At 67.2% G+C, this 17747-nt stretch carries 15 protein-coding genes; 9 read left to right on the forward strand and 6 right to left on the reverse strand.

Features of this window, described 5'->3' with window-relative positions; genetic code table 11:
• Positions 1 to 133 precede the first annotated feature (133 nt).
• Positions 134 to 970, forward strand: a complete 837-nt coding sequence (locus ACFC4D_RS34950; RefSeq protein WP_376069661.1) for an immunity 49 family protein — start codon at positions 134 to 136, stop codon at positions 968 to 970.
• A gap of 3 nt (positions 971 to 973) precedes the next feature.
• Here the strand turns inward: ACFC4D_RS34950 and ACFC4D_RS34955 are convergent, their stop codons facing one another.
• Positions 974 to 1381 (reverse strand): SgcJ/EcaC family oxidoreductase, encoded by a 408-nt coding sequence (locus ACFC4D_RS34955; protein ID WP_375968478.1) that lies wholly within the window; start codon positions 1379 to 1381, stop codon positions 974 to 976.
• 388 nt (positions 1382 to 1769) lie between these two features.
• Here ACFC4D_RS34955 and ACFC4D_RS34960 point away from each other — a divergent pair, with 388 nt between their 5' ends.
• The 5 genes from ACFC4D_RS34960 to ACFC4D_RS34980 all read left to right on the forward strand — a co-directional run bounded on the left by ACFC4D_RS34960 (position 1770) and on the right by ACFC4D_RS34980 (position 7414).
• Complete coding sequence (locus ACFC4D_RS34960) at positions 1770 to 3560, forward strand: nitrite/sulfite reductase (protein ID WP_376069663.1); 1791 nt, start codon at positions 1770 to 1772, stop codon at positions 3558 to 3560.
• 15 nt (positions 3561 to 3575) lie between these two features.
• Positions 3576 to 4286 (forward strand): phosphoadenylyl-sulfate reductase, encoded by a 711-nt coding sequence (locus ACFC4D_RS34965; RefSeq protein WP_376069666.1) that lies wholly within the window; start codon positions 3576 to 3578, stop codon positions 4284 to 4286.
• Positions 4265 to 5191 (forward strand): sulfate adenylyltransferase subunit CysD, encoded by a 927-nt coding sequence (cysD, locus tag ACFC4D_RS34970; RefSeq protein WP_375968480.1) that lies wholly within the window; start codon positions 4265 to 4267, stop codon positions 5189 to 5191. Before ACFC4D_RS34965 ends, cysD begins: the two co-directional genes overlap by 22 nt.
• Complete coding sequence (locus ACFC4D_RS34975) at positions 5191 to 6489, forward strand: sulfate adenylyltransferase subunit 1 (RefSeq protein WP_376069668.1); 1299 nt, start codon at positions 5191 to 5193, stop codon at positions 6487 to 6489. Before cysD ends, ACFC4D_RS34975 begins: the two co-directional genes overlap by 1 nt.
• Before the next feature lie 193 nt (positions 6490 to 6682).
• Positions 6683 to 7414, forward strand: coding sequence for a sirohydrochlorin chelatase (locus ACFC4D_RS34980; RefSeq protein ID WP_376069799.1), 732 nt, complete (start codon positions 6683 to 6685; stop codon positions 7412 to 7414).
• A gap of 206 nt (positions 7415 to 7620) precedes the next feature.
• Here ACFC4D_RS34980 and ACFC4D_RS34985 read toward each other — a convergent pair whose 3' ends face one another.
• Positions 7621 to 7839, reverse strand: a complete 219-nt coding sequence (locus tag ACFC4D_RS34985) for a hypothetical protein (RefSeq protein ID WP_364638575.1) — start codon at positions 7837 to 7839, stop codon at positions 7621 to 7623.
• Between the two features lie 181 nt (positions 7840 to 8020).
• On the opposite strand from ACFC4D_RS34985, the gene ACFC4D_RS34990 reads away from it, so the two are divergent.
• From ACFC4D_RS34990 to ACFC4D_RS35000, 3 genes are all read left to right on the forward strand, one after another.
• A complete protein-coding gene (locus ACFC4D_RS34990; RefSeq protein WP_376069671.1) occupies positions 8021 to 8578 on the forward strand; it encodes a hypothetical protein in 558 nt (185 codons plus the stop codon).
• A 62-nt stretch (positions 8579 to 8640) separates the two neighbouring features.
• The gene (locus ACFC4D_RS34995; RefSeq protein WP_375968484.1) at positions 8641 to 9288 is read left to right on the forward strand and encodes an HAD family hydrolase; all 648 of its coding nucleotides are present in this window, start codon (positions 8641 to 8643) and stop codon (positions 9286 to 9288) included.
• 175 nt (positions 9289 to 9463) lie between these two features.
• Entirely contained in the window at positions 9464 to 10225 is a 762-nt protein-coding gene (locus ACFC4D_RS35000; protein WP_375968485.1) for an SDR family NAD(P)-dependent oxidoreductase, read from the forward strand.
• Positions 10226 to 10759: 534 nt separating this feature from the next.
• Here ACFC4D_RS35000 and ACFC4D_RS35005 read toward each other — a convergent pair.
• The 4 genes from ACFC4D_RS35005 to ACFC4D_RS35020 form a co-directional block, all read right to left on the reverse strand.
• A complete protein-coding gene (locus ACFC4D_RS35005) occupies positions 10760 to 13207 on the reverse strand; it encodes a hypothetical protein (RefSeq protein ID WP_376069674.1) in 2448 nt (815 codons plus the stop codon).
• Positions 13208 to 13780: 573 nt separating this feature from the next.
• Positions 13781 to 15370: an FAD-dependent oxidoreductase gene (locus tag ACFC4D_RS35010; protein WP_376069677.1), complete on the reverse strand. Its 1590-nt coding sequence runs from the start codon at positions 15368 to 15370 to the stop codon at positions 13781 to 13783.
• Between the two features lie 15 nt (positions 15371 to 15385).
• Positions 15386 to 16390 carry a diiron oxygenase gene (locus ACFC4D_RS35015; protein WP_364638592.1) on the reverse strand — a complete coding sequence of 335 codons (1005 nt, stop codon included), beginning with the start codon at positions 16388 to 16390 and terminating at the stop codon, positions 15386 to 15388.
• A 145-nt stretch (positions 16391 to 16535) separates the two neighbouring features.
• Positions 16536 to 17573, reverse strand: coding sequence for an Hsp70 family protein (locus ACFC4D_RS35020; RefSeq protein WP_376069680.1), 1038 nt, complete (start codon positions 17571 to 17573; stop codon positions 16536 to 16538).
• Between the last annotated feature and the right edge of the window lie 174 nt (positions 17574 to 17747).

Raw genomic sequence — 17747 nt, forward strand, 5'->3', positions numbered from 1 at the left:
CATCCGCTCACCGCACTCACGCGAATCCAGCCCGTGTGCACCACGGATGACGCAACCCGCTGTTTCTCCCGGCAGGCGCTACCGAGCACCGACTGACATGCTGTCCCCGCACATCCGCGAACAGGGGGGATCTATGTGGGATGACGACAAGCGGCCGGGTGATGTGATCCCTCGGCATGCGATCGATGTGGCGGAGCTCGCGATTGTGGATGCCGGATCGGTGGCGCCGATCGTCTATCACGTGCCGATGCCCGCGGTTCGGCCCGACGGCCCGAATTTCGCGCGGTCGTTCGGCGGAGAGTTGTTGGCGCGCACGCTGATCTGGGATCCGCACGCGACGCAGGAGATGACGTGGCGGTACGCGAAGATGGCGGTCGAGACGATTACCGATCGATTCCGGGCCGGGGGAATCGAGTCCGGATTCGATAACCATGATCGGGTCACCGGGTGGCGGGCGGCGTTCTTCTGGGCGCTGATCGCACGCGACCCCGATGCCATGAACGAGATCGTGGCGTATCCGATCGAGCGGTTGCGGGAGACCGGCGGGAACTCCTTCGACGAGTTCCAGTACGAGTGGGCGCGGATTCTCCAGGATGCCTGGAAGTTCGGGCCGGAAGCGGTCGGTGAGCGGGCGCGGGCACTGGACACCACCAGCCGGGTGGGGGCGCAGGACTCCGTGAACGGGTTGCTGCGGCCGGCTATCGAGGTGTTCGCCCGGTTCGCCGACGGTGATGCCGATGGCTTCCTGTGGGAGCTCGGCAATGGTCTGCGCATGCATCGGTCGTTCTTCGACACCGACATCTGGCGGCATGATCCCGAAGGCGTGTTCTCGCTGCCGTTGCTGGCGCTGGCCTGCTGGGCGAGTGATCTCGGACTGCGGATCGATATCGAATCCGAGTATCTGCCTTCGGGTTTCATCCTCCGCCCGGATTGGCTGCTCGCGCTGGAGGCGGTCGAGCAGCCGGGCTGAGGCTCAGTCCGTGACGACCGGGGTGTTCTGGCAGAAGGTGAGCAGCCAGCGGCCGTCCTCCTTGGTCATGCCGTAGAGCGGTGTGCCTTCGGAGACGAGTTCGTCATTGTGGGTCAGGTACTGCTGACGAACCTTGACCACGGCGACATCGGGGCGGATGAAGCGGATGAAGAACGGTTCGTAGGTGGCATAGCCGTCCTTGGTCGCGCCGGGGAGCACCGCGCGGGTGAAGGTGGAGATCTCGTCGCGCCCGTTGAGGAATTTGCCGTGGCCGGTGGTCCAGATGGCGTCGGGGTGGAAGAGGGCGAGGAAGGCGTCGGCGTCCTCGGCGCGCTGTGCCGCGGCGACCTGGGCGACGACGGCGTGGATGGCTGCGGTCTCGGCCGCGGTGTCGAGTTCTACGGTGCTCATGGGTCCAGTTTCGAACCTCGAGTGCGGTGAAGGTCAACTGTCCAAGATCGATAACGCGGTGATCTATGACTGTTGTCACAAACCGGGTGCGCTTACCAGGGGATTTCCCTCTAAAGTCCGGAAAATATCGGCGGGCGGTCGGAACAACCCATCTGACATGGCACAATAAGCTCCATGACGGAACTTGGAGTGCGACTCGTGGCCCGGCGCCACGTCGACTTCAAGCGTGTCTGCAGCGCGAGCTGTCTGGCCGGAAGCCTCCGGTAGATCGGCTCCCCCCTTTCCCGGATCGACGCCAATTCTGCGGCGTCGAACTCACCGGTTCGCTGATATCGGAGGCGTGAGTCAGCCCCTCTCGCCTGCCCGCAAGACCTTCAGGAGCGACCCCATGACGTCGAGCACCGACGCCGACAGTTCCGAATCCGCTCGTCCCGCACGCCCCGAACGGCCCGCCGCCGAACGCCGCGTCCGACCGGACCGCCCCCGCTCGGACGCGCCCGTCGCGCCGCGTGAGCGCACCGGTAAGCCGGTGCGGCGCAAGTCGGAGGGACAGTGGGCGCTCGGCTATCGCGAGCCGCTGAACGCGAACGAGCAGAGCAAGAAGGACGACAACCCGCTCAACGTGCGCGCGCGCATCGAGAACATCTACTCGAAGCAGGGTTTCGCCTCCATCGACAAGAGCGATCTGCGCGGCCGCATGCGCTGGTGGGGTCTGTACACCCAGCGCGAACAGGGCTACGACGGCACCTTCACCGGTGATGAGAACATCGATCTGCTCGAGGCCGAGTACTTCATGATGCGGGTGCGCTGCGACGCCGGCGCGCTCAATGTGCGCCAATTGCGCACGCTCGGACAGATTTCCACCGAGTTCGGCCGCGATACCGCGGATCTGTCCGATCGCGAGAACGTGCAGTACCACTGGATCGAGATCGAGAACGTGCCGGAGATCTGGCGGCGGCTCGAAGAGGTCGGCCTGCAGACCACCGAGGCGTGCGGCGACTGCCCGCGCGTGGTGCTCGGCTCCCCGCTGGCCGGTGAATCGTTCGGTGAGGTGCTCGATCCGACGCCCGCCATCGACGAGATCGTCAAGCGGTACATCGGCAAGAAGGAATACTCCAACCTGCCGCGCAAGTTCAAGACCGCCATCTCGGGCCAGCAGGATGTGGTGCACGAGATCAACGACATCGCGTTCGTCGGTGTCGAACATCCCGAACACGGTCCGGGACTTGACCTTTGGGTCGGCGGCGGCCTGTCCACCAATCCGATGCTGGCGCAGCGCCTGGGCGCGTGGGTGCCGCTGGACGAGGTGCCGGATGTATGGGAAGCGGTCGTCTCGCTGTACCGCGATTACGGCTACCGTCGCCTGCGCACCAAGGCGCGGATCAAGTTCCTGGTCAAGGACTGGGGCGTGGAGAAGTTCCGCGAGGTGCTCGAGACCGAGTATCTGAAGCGCAAGCTGATCGACGGTCCCGCGCCGAAGCAGCCGGAGCGCCCGATCGATCACATCGGTGTGCAGAAGCTGCGTAATGGCTTGAACGCCATCGGTTTCTCCCCCATCGCCGGTCGCGTCTCGGGCACCATCCTGCAGAAGGTCGCCGACGCGGTGGAATCCATCGGCTCGGACCGGATTCGGTTCACCCCGTACCAGAAGCTGATCGTCCTGGACGTCCCCGACGACAAGGTCGAATGGCTCATCGATGAGCTGAAGCCGCTCGGCCTGCACGGGCGTCCGTCGCATTGGCGGCGAAACCTGCTGGCGTGCAGCGGTATCGAGTTCTGCAAGCTGTCCTTCACCGAAACCCGCAAGCGGTCCCAGGTGCTGGCTCCCGAGCTGGAGACCCGCCTCGCCGATATCAACGCCGACCTCGATGTGCCCATCACGGTGAACATCAACGGCTGCCCCAACTCCTGCGGTCGTTCGCAGATCGCCGATATCGGCTTCAAGGGCATGCTCGTCGACGACGGTGAAGGGAATCAGATCGAGGGCTTCCAGGTTCACCTCGGAGGCAGCCTCGGACTCGACAGCGGCTTCGGCCGGAAACTGCGCCAGCACAAGGTGACCAGCACCGAGCTCGGCGATTACATCGAGCGCGTCGTACGCAACTTCGTCAAGAACCGTGACGAGGGTGAGCGTTTCGCGGTGTGGGCTGTCCGCGCCGAAGAGGCAGACCTGCGGTAGTTGGAGGAAACAGCAATGACCACAACGAAACTCGCCGAAGCAGACCTGCGCGCGCTCGCGGAGCAGGGCAATCAGGACCTGGGCCCGAACGCCACCGCGCAGGATCTGCTGCAGTGGACCGAGAAGACCTTCGGCTCCAATTACATTGTCGCGTCCAATATGCAGGACGCGGTGCTGGTGCAGCTGGCCTCGCAGGTGCGACCCGGCGTGGACGTGCTGTTCCTCGATACCGGCTACCACTTCGCCGAGACCATCGGCACGCGGGACGCCGTGGAACTGGTGTACGGCGTGAACATCGTCAATGTGCAGCCGGAAAACACTGTTGCCGAACAGGATCAGCTGCTCGGCAAGGATCTATTCGCCCGTGACGCCGCCGAATGCTGCCGCCTGCGCAAGGTGGTGCCGTTGACGAAGTCGCTGGCGCCGTACAACGCGTGGGTCACCGGCATCCGCCGCGTCGAAGCCCCCACCCGCGCCAACGCGCCCCTGATCTCCTATGACGAGGGCTTCGGCCTGGTGAAGATCAATCCGATCGCCGCCTGGTCCGACGAAGAGATGGCCGCGTACATCGAAGCCAATGGCATCCTCGTCAATCCCCTTGTGGAAGAGGGATATCCGTCCATCGGTTGCGCTCCGTGCACACGGAAGCCGGAACCGGGATCCGATCCGCGAAGCGGCCGCTGGGCCGGCCTCGCCAAGACCGAATGCGGGTTGCACGCCTCATGACTTCAACAGAGACGGAATTCGACACTCTTGCCGCGCTGGAGTCCGAGTCCATCCACATCTTCCGCGAGGTCGCGGGCGAGTTCGAACGGCCGGTGATCCTGTTCTCCGGCGGTAAGGACTCCACCGTCCTGCTGCACCTGGCGCTCAAGGCCTTCTGGCCCGCCAAGCTGCCGTTCGCGCTGCTGCACGTGGACACCGGGCACAATCTGCCCGAGGTCCTCGAATTCCGCGATCACGTGGTCGAGAAGTACGGGCTGCGTTTGCATGTCGCGTCCGTCGAGGAGTACCTCGCGGACGGGCGGCTCACCGAGCGGCCGGACGGCATTCGCAATCCGCTGCAGACCGTACCGCTGCTGGACGCCATCAACGAGAACCGTTTCGACGCGGTCTTCGGCGGCGGCCGCCGCGATGAGGAGCGTTCGCGCGCCAAGGAGCGCATCTTCTCGCTGCGCGACGCGTTCGGGCGCTGGGATCCCAAGCGACAGCGGCCCGAACTGTGGAACCTGTACAACGGCAGGCACGCTCCGGGCGAGCACGTCCGCGTGTTCCCGATCTCCAACTGGACCGAGCTGGATATCTGGCGCTATATCGCCCGCGAGAACGTGGAGCTGGCGAACATCTACTACGCGCATGAGCGCCCGGTGTACCAGCGCGACGGCATGTGGATGACGCCCGGCGTCTGGGGCGGCCCGGCCGAAGGTGAAGAGCTGTCGGTGAAGTCGGTGCGCTACCGCACCGTCGGCGACGGATCCACCACCGGCGCAATCATTTCCGATGCGGCCGACAATGCGGCGATTCTCGCCGAGGTCGCCGCCTCCCGGCTCACCGAACGCGGCGCGACCCGCGGCGACGATCGCGTCTCCGAGGCCGCCATGGAAGATCGCAAGCGAGAGGGTTACTTCTGATGTCCGACCTACTCAGACTGGCCACCGCCGGCAGTGTCGACGACGGCAAGTCCACCCTGGTCGGACGGTTGCTGTACGACACGAAATCGGTGCTGGCGGACCAGATCGACGCGGTCACCCGCGCCTCGGTCGACAAGGGGCTGGCGACGCCGGACCTGTCGCTGCTCGTTGACGGCCTGCGCGCCGAGCGCGAGCAGGGCATCACCATCGATGTGGCGTATCGCTACTTCGCCACGCCCGCACGGTCTTTCGTGCTCGCCGATACCCCGGGGCATGTGCAGTACACGCGGAACACGGTGTCCGGGGCGTCGACCGCGCAGCTGGTGATTCTGCTGGTGGACGCCCGCAAGGGTGTTATCGAGCAGACTCGGCGGCATGCCGCGGTGATGGCGCTGCTGGGTGTGCCGAAGCTGGTGCTGGCCGTGAACAAGATCGACCTGGTCGATGATCCGGCCGGGGTGTTCGCGCGCATCGTCGCCGAATTCTCGGAGCTGACAGCCAAATTGGGCTGGGCGGCCGAGGATGTGGTGGAGATTCCGGTGTCCGCGCTGCACGGTGACAATGTCGCCTCGCGGTCGGACAAGACGCCGTACTACACCGGGCCCTCGCTCATCGAGCATCTGGAATCGGTGCCGGTGGATGCCGACAGCACTCGCCACGAGGTGGGTCTGCGGTTCCCCGTGCAGTACGTGATCCGGCCCCGCACAGCCGAATACCCGGATTACCGCGGTTATGCGGGTCAGGTCGCGGCGGGCACCGTGCGCAAGGGCGATGAGGTCGTGGTGCTGCCGTCCGGCACCCGCACCACCGTCGAGCGCATCGACACCCCCAACGGTGAGCTCGCCTCCGCACAGCCGGGTCGCAGCGTAACCCTGGTGCTGGCCAATGATGTCGACGTCTCGCGCGGTGACACCATCGTGGCCGCCCATGACGCCCCCGAGCCGATCGAATCCTTCGACGCGACGGTCTGCTGGCTCGGCGACAAGCCGCTGCGCCCCGGCGCCCGGCTGCTGCTCAAGCACGGCACCCGCACCACGCAGGCCATCGTCGGCGCGCTCATCGAGCGCTTCGACGAACAGCACCTGTCCGCGGATCCGGCCCCGGAAACGCTGGCGCTCAACGATATCGGCCGCATCTCGATCCGGGTCGCCGACCCGATCGCGGCCGACGACTACAGCGTCAACCGCTACACCGGCAGCTTCCTGCTCATCGACCCGGCGGGCGGCAACACCCTCGCCGCGGGCCTGGTCGGCGACGCCCTGACCAAGGTCGAGGTCGGCACGGAAGCCGGAGCCTGACATGAGTTCGCCCGGCAGCGGCGCGTTCTCGACCGCGCCGCTCCCGGTCCCCCTCCGCCACACCACGATTCGGCCGGGATCGGCAAGCGTGACCTCGCTCGATGCCGCCGCGCTCCCCGCGACAGCGGAAACCTCCAGCGGAGCAACATCTTCGGCGAGCACGCGGTCGCTCGGCCTGATCAGGACCAGCGGGATGCGCCCGGCCCTGATCGCTGTCGCGCACGGTAGCCGCGACCCGCGCTCCGCGGCCACCATGTACGCCGTCGTCGAACAACTCGCGGCGGCCCGCCCCGACGTGGATGTACGCCTGGCCTTCCTGGATCTGAACGCCCCCTCGGTCGACCAGGTCGTGGACGCCATTGCCGCCGAAGGCCATTCACACGCGGTAGTGGTCCCCCTCCTGCTCGGCAAAGCATTCCACGCCCGAGTGGATCTCCCCGGAATGCTCGCGGCCGCCCGCAGCCGCCATCCCCGCCTACGCCTGACCCAAGCCGACGTGCTGGGCCCGGACCCACGATTGATCACCGCCCTGCGCGACCGTGCCCTGGATCGGCTCGGCACCGATCCCGTGGGACGCGTAGGCATTGCCGTGGCAGCAGTGGGATCGTCCTCCGCGACAGCGAACGCACGCACCGGACAGGTAGCGCGCGACCTTACGGCCCTCACCGGCTGGGATACCGAAATCTGCTTCGCCACAACCGAACCCAGCATCACCGAAGCACAATCCCGCCTGCGCGCACGCGGCGCGGACCAGATCCTGGTGGCCCCGTGGTTCCTGGCCCCCGGCCTCCTCACCGACCGACTCTCCGCCGCCGCCACTCAGCTGCCACACGCCGAAGTAATCGGCGCTCATCCGCTCCTGATCGATATCGTCTGCGATCGCTACGCCGCAGCGGCGACAACCGCACTCACCCTCTCCGCCTGATCAGATCGTGTCGCAGAGCGGCCATCGTGATCTCATCGATAGCACTCAGCCGGTCGGTCGAATCCGTGCGGATTCGCGGGTTTGCCGGATCGGCTGGTGCACAGGCGATTCAAGCGGGGCACGTAGAACCTACGGGCGGGTAGGCGAATCCGCTCGATGTGGGCTCGGTGTGGACCGTTCCCACGGTCGAGGGTGCCGCGGTTCTGCTACATGCAGGCGAGGAAGTGACCTGCGGAGCCGGAGGACTTGGAGCACATGGCGTAGTCGTCGCTGGCGATCGGGGCGGGGTTGGTGGTGCCGGGGGTGACCGAGACGTCCGCCGAGGGGGCGTCGACGAGGGGGATTTCGGCGGAGGCGGTCGCGGCGGAGAGAGCGGCGGCGGCGATGCCCAGGGTGAGGACGCTGGCGCGGAGGACGGGACGCATGAGCGGGCTCCTTGTGAAAAGAATTCATTTCATAACAGCAGCTCGCATGCTACCCAGACACATCCACCCGCAACAGGTATAGCGCAGATTCGGCGCGGACGTTGCCGAATGGTCATTCGGACGAGTTCGGATTTGCGTCGCGAATAGTTTAGGCTTTCCTAAGTTAGTGGAAGGTTTGGGCATGCTCGGAGAGATCGGCGCTGGGCGCGCTACCGCGCGGGGATGGGATTCCTGGCAGGCGTTCTGTGGGTACGCGGTGTTGGCCACCGGGGTGCTGGCGGGGGCGGTGTGGATCGCGGGGCATGCGCGGATCAGTCCCGAGGTGCATTTCTGGGGGTTGTCCGTTCATCTCGCTTCGTTGGTGGTGGGGTTCGGGGCGGTGTTGATCGCGGATTCATATGCGCTGCGCTGGGCGATCGGGCGGGTCACGCTGAGTGAGATGTTGCGGGGGATGAATCGGCTGCATGTGCCGATTTGGGCGGGGTTGGCCGGGCTGGTCGGCAGCGGGTGCGTGCTGGAGCCGAATCTCGCGTCGTCCATGACTCGGACCAAGTTGGTGATGGTGCTTTTGTTGACGCTCAACGGGATTCAGGCCGCCGCACTCGCTCGAAGACTGCGGGCGCGCGGGGACGCACCGCTCACCGGGCGGCTGCTCGCGTGGGGTGTGGCGACCGGGGTGGTGTCGCAGGTGTGCTGGTGGACCGCGACCGGCATCGGGGTCGTCAACGCGCAGCGCTGAGCCCTCGGAGCCGCATCGGGTTCTCCGGCGTGGGGTGTTCGCGCGCCCGATAGGCTGGGCCGATGATCAAGGCAGTGGTGTTCGATGTGGGCGAGACGCTGATCGACGAGACCCGGATCTGGAGCCGATGGGCGGACCGGCTCGGGATTCCGCGATTCGCGCTACTCGGGGTGATCGGTGGCATGGCGGCGACGGGGCGACCGCTCACCGACGCGTTCGAACTGCTGCTGCCCGGGGTGGATCTCGATCGCGAGCAGGTCAGCTGGGCCACCGATGAGCCGGAGAGCCTGCGCAATAACTTCGACGCCGATGACCTGTACCCGGATGTGCGGCGGGCGCTCGGCGAGCTGAAGGCGCGCGGGCTGATCGTCATCATCGCGGGAAATCAACCGCCGCAGGCGAAGTCGGCGCTGGAGAAGATGAACCTGCCGGTCGACGGCATCTACACCTCGGCCGAATGGGATCTGGAGAAGCCCGATCCCAAGTTCTTCCACAAGTGCGCCGAGGTGGCGGGCGTGGAGCTCGGCGAGGTCTGCTACGTGGGCGATCGCGTCGACAACGATGTGCTGCCCGCGAACGGGGTGGGCATGATTCCGGTGCTGATCAAGCGCGGGCCGTGGGGTTATCTGCATTCGGAACTGCCGCAGACCTCGTACGGGGTCGTGGTCAACAGCCTCGACGAGTTGGCCGAATTGCTCGCTCCCGCCTGAGTTCTCGCGCTTTCCGCACCTGCCCACCGGGTCTCGGTGATCCGATCGGGGCGGGGCTCCGTGCATTTACATGACGTATCAACTCAAGGGCCGATTCCCGCCAGCCAAGGTATGCCGTTTCTCGTTTACTAGACGTGTCAACAAAAACGGCTCTACCGCAAAAGGAATGGTCATCATGGGTGCACGCTTCGAGTCCAAGGTTGTTCTGATCACCGGCGCCACCTCCGGAATCGGCGAGGCCGTAGCCCGCCGCATCGCCTCCGAAGGCGGCGCGGTGGTGCTCGGCGCACGCGGCAAAGAGGTCGGCGATCGCATCGCCGAGGAGATCCGCGCCACCGGGGGCCGCGCCCTGTTCATCCCCACCGATGTCACCGTCGAAGCCGATGTGGCCCGCCTGACCGAGGCCGCCGTCAGCGAATTCGGCCGCCTGGACGGGGCTTTCAACAACGCGGGCGCGATCAATGCCTTCGGCGATATCCAGGATATCGACGAGGCGGGCTGGCGCGCCGATCTGGAACTCAACCTCACCTCGGTGTATTACGGTCTGCGCCACCAGGTTCCGGCGATCGCGGCGTCCGGTGGCGGTGCGATCCTCAATAACGCCTCGAATCTGGGCAAGGTGGGCATGGCCCAGGTCGCGCCCTATGTCGTGGCCAAGCACGGCGTCGTCGGCCTGACCCGCGCCGTGGCGCTGGAGGGCGCGCCCAAGCAGGTCCGGGTGAACGCCCTGGCCTCCGGTGCGGTAGACACCCCCGCGTTCCGCAACTCCATGGGCGCGACCCCCGAGGGCGAGGCTGCTATCGCCGCCCTGCATCCGCTCAATCGCATCGCCCAGCCCGAGGAGATCGCCTCGTTCTGCGCGTACCTGCTCAGCGATGAGACGACGTTCATCACCGGTGCGGTGCTGTCCGTCGACGGCGGTTTCACCGCCCGCTGACACGACCGCGCCCACCACCGCGCCCTGGGCACTGACAGCGCGGCGGTGGGCCGGTCGTACTCGACGCCGCGGTGGAGCGTTCGAGGGGTTCACCCCACCCGCGTCGCCGTCTTCTATTGCGGGACTTGGTCTTCGCGGCCGCCGGAGGACAACACGGCGACCGCGATATCAAGCCCATGGAGGTGGCGGCCGGCACTATCCGCCACCCCCGGAGCCGCGTCGAGCAGCGGCATGCGGTCGGACAGCCGGTGGCCAGCACGTCCACCCGCCGCATCATCGCCGCCGCTCGAACGGCCAGGCATCTCGATGGCACTCCACGCCCGCGCGAATCTCTGTGCCGCACAAGCCCGATGCGCACACTCCCCGGCAAAACACGCCCGCACGGAACCGCGCCGCGACGAATCCCGCTCCGCCACCGCACGAATCGCTCCCGAACGCGAGAGCTGTGACTCAGCTGACGACCACCACACGTGCCGCCAAGCCGCCGCATCTTCCGCAGCACGGGGCAGGTCGGTTCGGTAGACGAGCAGTGGGTTAGCGATGGCCGCCACCCCCGCCGCCTCCGCCGCCACCGTGGCCGCCTCCGCCGCCTGCTCCACCGCCGCCGCCCATACCGCCGCCGCCCATGCCGCCACCGGCACCCGCACCGCCGCCTGGAGAACCGCCGCCTGCGCGACTGCCGCCGCCCGAGGGTGAACCGCCTTGTGCGCCACCGGCACCGGCTCTGGAACCGGCTCCTGCGCCTGCGCTACTCGCGCCGCCACCAGCGGCTCCGGCACCAGCGCCGCCACCGGCACCAGCACCACCACCAGCTCCGGCACCCGCACCGCCGCCAGCGCCCGCACCACCACCGGCTCCAGCGCCAGCACCGCCGCCAGCTCCGGCACCACCGGCACCAGCTCCGCCACCGGCACCAGCACCGCCGCCAGCTCCGGCACCACCGGCACCAGCTCCGCCACCGGCACCAGCACCGCCACCGCCGCCTGCTCCGGCACCGCCACCGGCTCCCGCTCCGCCTGCGCCGCCACCTGCGCCACCGGCTCCGGCACCGCCACCGGTTCCAGCGCCTGCTCCGGCTCCCGAGCCGCCGGTTCCGGCACCGGCCCCGGCGCCACCCGTACCCGCACCGGCACCACCGCCCGAGGTGTCACCGCCGCCGGAAGTTGTTCCGCCACCGGGTGTTCCGCCGGTGCCCGCGGTGCCGCCGGGGCTTGTCGTTCCGCCGCCCGTGGTGCCGCCGGGGGTTGATCCGCTACCGGCGGGGTCGCCGGTGGTACTGCCGCCCGGGGTGGTTTCTCCGCCCGGACCCGTGGTCGATCCGCCGGGGGTGGTCTCGCCGCCGGGGCCCGTGGTGGAGCCGCCCGGGGTGGTTTGGCCGCCATTGCCGCCGCCCGCGTTCTCGCCGGGAGAGGTTCCGCCGCCGGGGGTTTGGCTACCCGGGGTGGTTCCGCCCGGAGTCGTGCCGCCGGGGGTCGTGCTGCCCGGAGTTGTGCCGCCGGGCGCGGTTCCGCCCGGTGCGGTACCGGGGGTGCTCGCGGGGTCTCCGGTCGTCGAGCCGGGGGTCGCGGGTGCACCCGGGGTGCCGGGAGAGCCGGGAGTTGTTGCGCCGGGCGCTGTTCCGGGCGCGGTGCCGGGTGCTCCCGGCAGCGTGCGGGGCATGCTGATCGAGGGGATCTGCCCCAGTCCGAAGGGCGAGGTCAGGGATTGCGCCGCCAGGAACGGCAGCGGGTTGGTGAACTGCGCCGGATTGGCGTAGGTGAGAGAGTTTGCGGCGCTGCGGCTTTCGCAGTGCGATCCGGGACGGGTGTCGACCGGGCGGCCGCCGGACCAGGCGGGCGTGACCGTCGCCGCGACCGGGGCGTAATTGCTGATCGCCGCGGCGGTGGTCACCATGTGCACCCGGTTGGGTGCGCCGGGGGCGGCGGTGGCGTCTTCCAGGAGCAGGACATCGGCCGCGCCGCGGGTGCCGGAATCGGTGGGTCCGGGCAGGGCTTGCAGACCGGTGGTCCCGGCGACGGTGCCGCCCAGGACGGTGGCGGCGGACATGGCCAGCGCGGAAGCCACTGCGGCACCGGAGAATACGGCAGCGCGCGGGGCATAGCGGCCGATGGCCGAGCCGGTGTCGGCGGAACGGAATGCGGCCAGGGCCGCGCCGACCGCGACGGTATGCGCCGGATCGGGAGACATGATGACGGGGCGGCCCAGATCGCCGAGCACCCGGGCCACTTCGATGGGCCGGGCCGCGCCGCCGATCAGCAGTACACGGTCGATATCGTCCATGGTGAGCCCGGTGCCGTGCACACAGGAGCGCACCACCCGTAGTGAGTTGCGAATGTGCCAGCTGCGCAATCTATTCGTATCGGCGGCGGGCACCACGGCCGAGACCGGCTGATGTTCGCCGGGCGCGATGCTGCGGGCGTAGCGGGCGAGCAGCGCGCCGAGCGGCCGTCCGCCGAATTCGGTGGAGCGTTCGGCGACACCGAGAATGCCGCGTTCCTCGCGGTCGGCCTCGGTGCGCACCACAGCCACGTCGAGACAGTTGCCGCCCAGGTCGTAGACGAGAGTTATTCCGGCACTGGAGATTCCGTATTCGGAGTCCAGCCATTCCACCGCCGCGACCGGTTCCGGCATGAGTGCCACATCCGCCGCACCGGACCAGTCCAGCGCGCGCCGCAGCCGGGTCACATGCTTCTCGGTGTAGCTGGCCGGATAGGTGGTCACCGCGGGCGCTTCGGGCGCATTGGTTTCGATCAGCCCGTTCACCACCGCTGCCACCAGATCGGCCGGCGACCAGATGCGCCCGTTGATGACGACCGGATCCGGATCGGTGGTCAGATCGGCGAAATCGGTGACCACCGGCGCGAATCGAGGAATGCCGCCGATGCGTGGCCCGCCCGCACTGTCGAAGGTGACGGCTGTCCGGCGAACCCGTACGGCGGGCCGGTTACGTTCACCGGCGGCGGTCGCCCATACGGAGTTCACTGTGCCGATGCTCATGCCAAAGCCAACAGTCATTGCTATCCCGTCAACGCACCGTGACCACGGCCTCACAGGCGTACCAACCATGTGGACGCGGTCGTTTTCCAAACAGCGCGTTCAGGTTAGCTGGCACATGCCGGATGTGAATATCGAATCAGGAGAAAAGATTTCGCGTCCAGTAGCGAAGTTGGCGAATCTACTGGTCAGACAGATGTAGCTTCAAGATCGAATCGAACTGGACACCAAGAGAGTTGAAAAAGGGTCGTCGTGTGGCAACGACACAGCGAACGCTGAATTCATACCGACCGGTAGGCGATTAGTGTCCGGAAAAGAAAACCGCAGCGTCAGTTTGCGCGCGTGAATTGCCGATCACTGGTCGGTTGCTGTGCCCGAGTTCCCCACTCGCGCAGGCGCACCGACCGCGATTCGACGTCGTTTCGTCTCTACTACCCGAGATGTCGTCCTGGGCAAACGCAGCATTACAACTCACACAACACAATCCGTACACAAAACAGACCGCCTCACACGACGGGGTCGTATGAGGCGGTCCGAAGTACAGCGGAACCAGCGGTGGAGCTAGCGACTGCGCACCAGCAGCGGCAGTCGCCGCCGCACCGGACGGTTCACCGCGCCGCCGCGAATCGCATGCGGTTGACGTGAACCGACCAGTCGGTCGAATTCTCCTGCGCCCCGGCCGGGTTGAGCCAGCCGCCCCGCATTGAAGTCATCCACCAGCTGCCGCACCGTCTCCTGCGCGCACGACTTATTGGTACCGATGAACCCGGTCGGCCCGCGCTTGATCCAGCCGGTCACATAGGACCCCGGCACCACGTTCCCACCGGCGCTCTCCAGCACCCGCCCGTCGAGATTCGGGATCACGCCCGCCCGCTCGTCGAACGGCAGCCCCGCGAGCGGAACGCCCCGGTAACCCACCGAGGTGAGCACCAGACCGGTCGCCAAAACCTCGGTGTCCGTGGTGGCCTCGGCCCGCAGCACGCCGTCGTCACCGGCCACCAGCTCATTGCGCACCACCGCGACACCGGTCACCCGATCCACGCCCTCGAACGCGGTCGGCGCGGACAGATACCGGAAGGTGATCCGCTTGCGCCCGCCCACCGGCCGATCGGCCAAGCCGCGCAACAACTTCAGCTTCTGCTCGACCTTCTGCGAAGCGTCGGCGGGCGTCTCGGGAATCTCGCCCTCGACCACGATGTCCACATCCGCGCCGAGCAGTCCCACGAATTCCGGCACGGTGAAAGCGGATTCGGCCGGACCGCGGCGGCCGAGCACGACCACTTCCTCGATCTTGCTGCGCCGCAACGCCGTCAGCGCCCGCGGCGCGATATCGGTGCCCGCCAGCAGTTCCGGATCGGTGGTCAGAATGCGCGCCACGTCCAGCGCCACATTGCCGTTGCCGACGATCACCGCACGCTTTTGCGACAGATCGAAGAAGCGGCCCGCGTGATCGGGATGCCCGTTGTACCAGGCCACGAACTCGGTCGCGGAGACGCTGCCCGGCAGCCCCTCCCCCGGAATCCCGAGCTTGCGATCACTGGACGCGCCCACCGCGTAGATCACCGCGTGGTGGTGCGCCAGCAGCTCCTCATGCGAAACATGTTCTCCGACATTCACATTCAGGTACGAGCCGAACCCGTCCTGCGCGGAGATGACGTCGAACAGCTCGCCGACCTGCCGGGTCTTGGTGTGATCGGGCGCGACGCCGAAGCGGGCCAGACCGTACGGCGTGGCCAGCCGGTCGAACACCGTCACCGAGACACCGGGCTGGGTCAGCAGTTCATCGGCCGCGTACATGGCCGAGGGACCGGAGCCGACGATCGCCACCCGCAACGGCTCGCGTCCCGGCTTGACCTCCGCGGCCTCGATCGGCCGGGCCAGCAGCGGCCGCGGCCGCTCCTGGCGATAGAAGTCGGCATTGATCTCGATGAAGGGCAGCTGCTCATCGGTCAGCTTCTTCGTCGAGACAATGGCGTCCACCGGGCAGGCGGTCGCGCACGCGCCGCAGTCCACGCACGCCTGCGGGTCCACGTACAGCATCTCCGCCGTCCGGAAATCCGGTTCGTCAGGCGTGGGATGGATGCAGTTGACCGGGCAGGCGTAGACGCAGGAGGCGTCGCTGCAACAGGATTGGGTGACTACGTACGGCACTGTACGTCCCTTGTCTCAGGCGGCCTTGCCGGAGCGGATGGGCTCCGAGCGGTAACGGGAGGCCGCGCCGGCGATTCCGAACATCTTCCAGACCCGCTTGGAAATCGGGTTCATCAGACCGATCTCCTTGGCGAGCGCGCGCACATCGATGAAGTAATCGCTGAACGCCTGCTTGGAATCCTCGGAGCCGTAGAACAGCTCCTTGCGCACCTTGTCGGGCACGTTGAACTCGTCGAAGAACGCCTTGGGCGGGGTCACGATGGAACGGCCCAGGATGAACATGACGATCGGCATGGCGATCGAGAGCACCAGCTTGCTGGCCGGATTCGCTTCCGGCACATGGCGCTTGAGGAATTCGTGCGCGAACGAGATGTGCCGCGCCTCCTCGGCGACGTGAATCGCCATGACGCCGCGCATGATCGGGTGCACATCCTCGCCGGAGCGCAGGATCTGCTTCTGGATGTGGTCGATCGGCTCCTCGCCGGCGAGCACGGCCATGAAGAACAGGTTGGGGAACAGCACCGCCACCGGGACGGCGACCTGGCGGAACTGCCGCACCAGCGGGCCCATACCGGGTACGTCCAGGCCGATGCGGTTGACCATCTCCTGGAACATCTGGGTGTGGTTCAGCTCTTCGGACATCTCATGGGTGCAGTACCGGAATTCCGGGTCACCGTTGGCGAGACCGAAGGTGTGGTTCACCATGCCGCTGATCAGGATCGACTCGAACTGCAGGCCGACCTTGGCGACATTGGCCTGGCGGTACTTGCCGACGGCGATCTGCTGCTCCTCGCTGAGGGCGAGGTACCAGGGGTGGCGGCCGATCGGGTCTGCCGAGGCGGGCAGAATCCAGCGCTCGGGCTTGGTGTTCGCGTCGAAGTCCGGGTTTTCCCAGTCGATGTCCTCGAACGGATCGAAGCTGCGGTTGACCGAGCCTTCGGAAAGCAGCAGCAGCTTCTGCGCGTATTCGATAGCTTCGGCAACCACGGGGTCGTCGACGTGGGTCGTGGTCGGAGACATCGTCGTCACCCTCCAGTCGGTGATTTATGTGTATCCCATGGTTACACCAAACTGGAGCAGCGTCAACACGTGCTAGCAAGATGCTTGCACGTGTTGACCCGAAACGTCCCATGATCAAGGGCAAACTGCCCGGTAACCGGCGGATCTAGAGTGCGGCCACCCGGGTGACACGCCGGAAGAGATCAGCTAGCACATGATGCCGATGACCCCCGGAATCCTGCGCGAGTACCGACTCCTTGGCCGCGATGGCCGCGCCGTCCGCGATGGTGCGCTCCGGATCGGGAGCGACCGTCACCGGGCGGGCCAGCTGTTCGGCCAGTACATCGGCGACCTCGGGCGGCCGGGCCGCACCGCCGACCACCAGCACCCGATCCACATCGGCCATGGTGACATCGGCGATGCGCAGGCAGCGGTACACCAGTTTCATCGAGGCCAGCACGTGTTCGGCGCGCAGTTCACCGGTATCACAGTCCGAACTCACCCGGGAGATGACGGGCGCGTCCGGAGTGCGCCGCAAGCGCCCCGCGACCATGCCGCCGAATGCCCGGCCACCGAAATCGGCCGAATGCAAAGGCAATCCGACGATCGGATTGCTCGGCGCGCCCGCGCCCACCCGCACCAGCGTCACATCCAGACCGGAACCGCCCAGGTCGTACACCAGGGCCAGGCCGGGCATGAGCGGACCGCGCTGCGCCGCCAGCCAGGCCGCCGCGGCCACCGGTTCGGGCAGCAGGCGCACATTCGTGAGCCCGATCCCGTCGAGCGCGGAACGCAGGTCGGCCACCAGATTCGCGGAGTACCCGGCCGGATGGGTCACGGTGATTCCGGTATCCCCGCTCCCCTGCTGCCCGGCCGGAGCCTTCCCCAGCACCTCCTCGAGCACGCTGTCGGCCACGGTGGCGACGAGATCCGCGGCGGAGAGCGCTCGGTGACCGACCCGCGCGACCGAGGCCCCGCGCTGGGTCAGATCGGCGAATTCGGTGATGACCCGGCCGTGCCGCGGAATGCGGCCCACCCGTGCCAGCCCGGAACTGTCGAAGGTGAGGGTGGTGCGCCAGGTGGTCGGCGGCGGTGCGCCGCGGCGGGCCGCGAACGGCGTGCTCCCCCGCCGAACCGAGCGATCGGCGGCCGTGACGCACACCGTATTGACCGTGCCGATACTCAAGCCCACACCGAACGCCATCTCATCCACCTCGATCGACGAGTCGTTCTCAGCCGTCCTGACCCGACCCGGGATTCATGCAACTCCTGCGCCGGATGCTTGCCAACCACCGGACACGCGGTTGTCCGCAACTGCACCTATCCGTGAGCGCAACCGCGCCAGCCAGCGCCGGGGTGCGAAACACGCCCGGGGGCA

Origin of the sequence: Nocardia sp. NPDC056000 (genome assembly GCF_042269265.1) — a bacterium.
Classification (GTDB): Bacteria; Actinomycetota; Actinomycetes; order Mycobacteriales; family Mycobacteriaceae; genus Nocardia.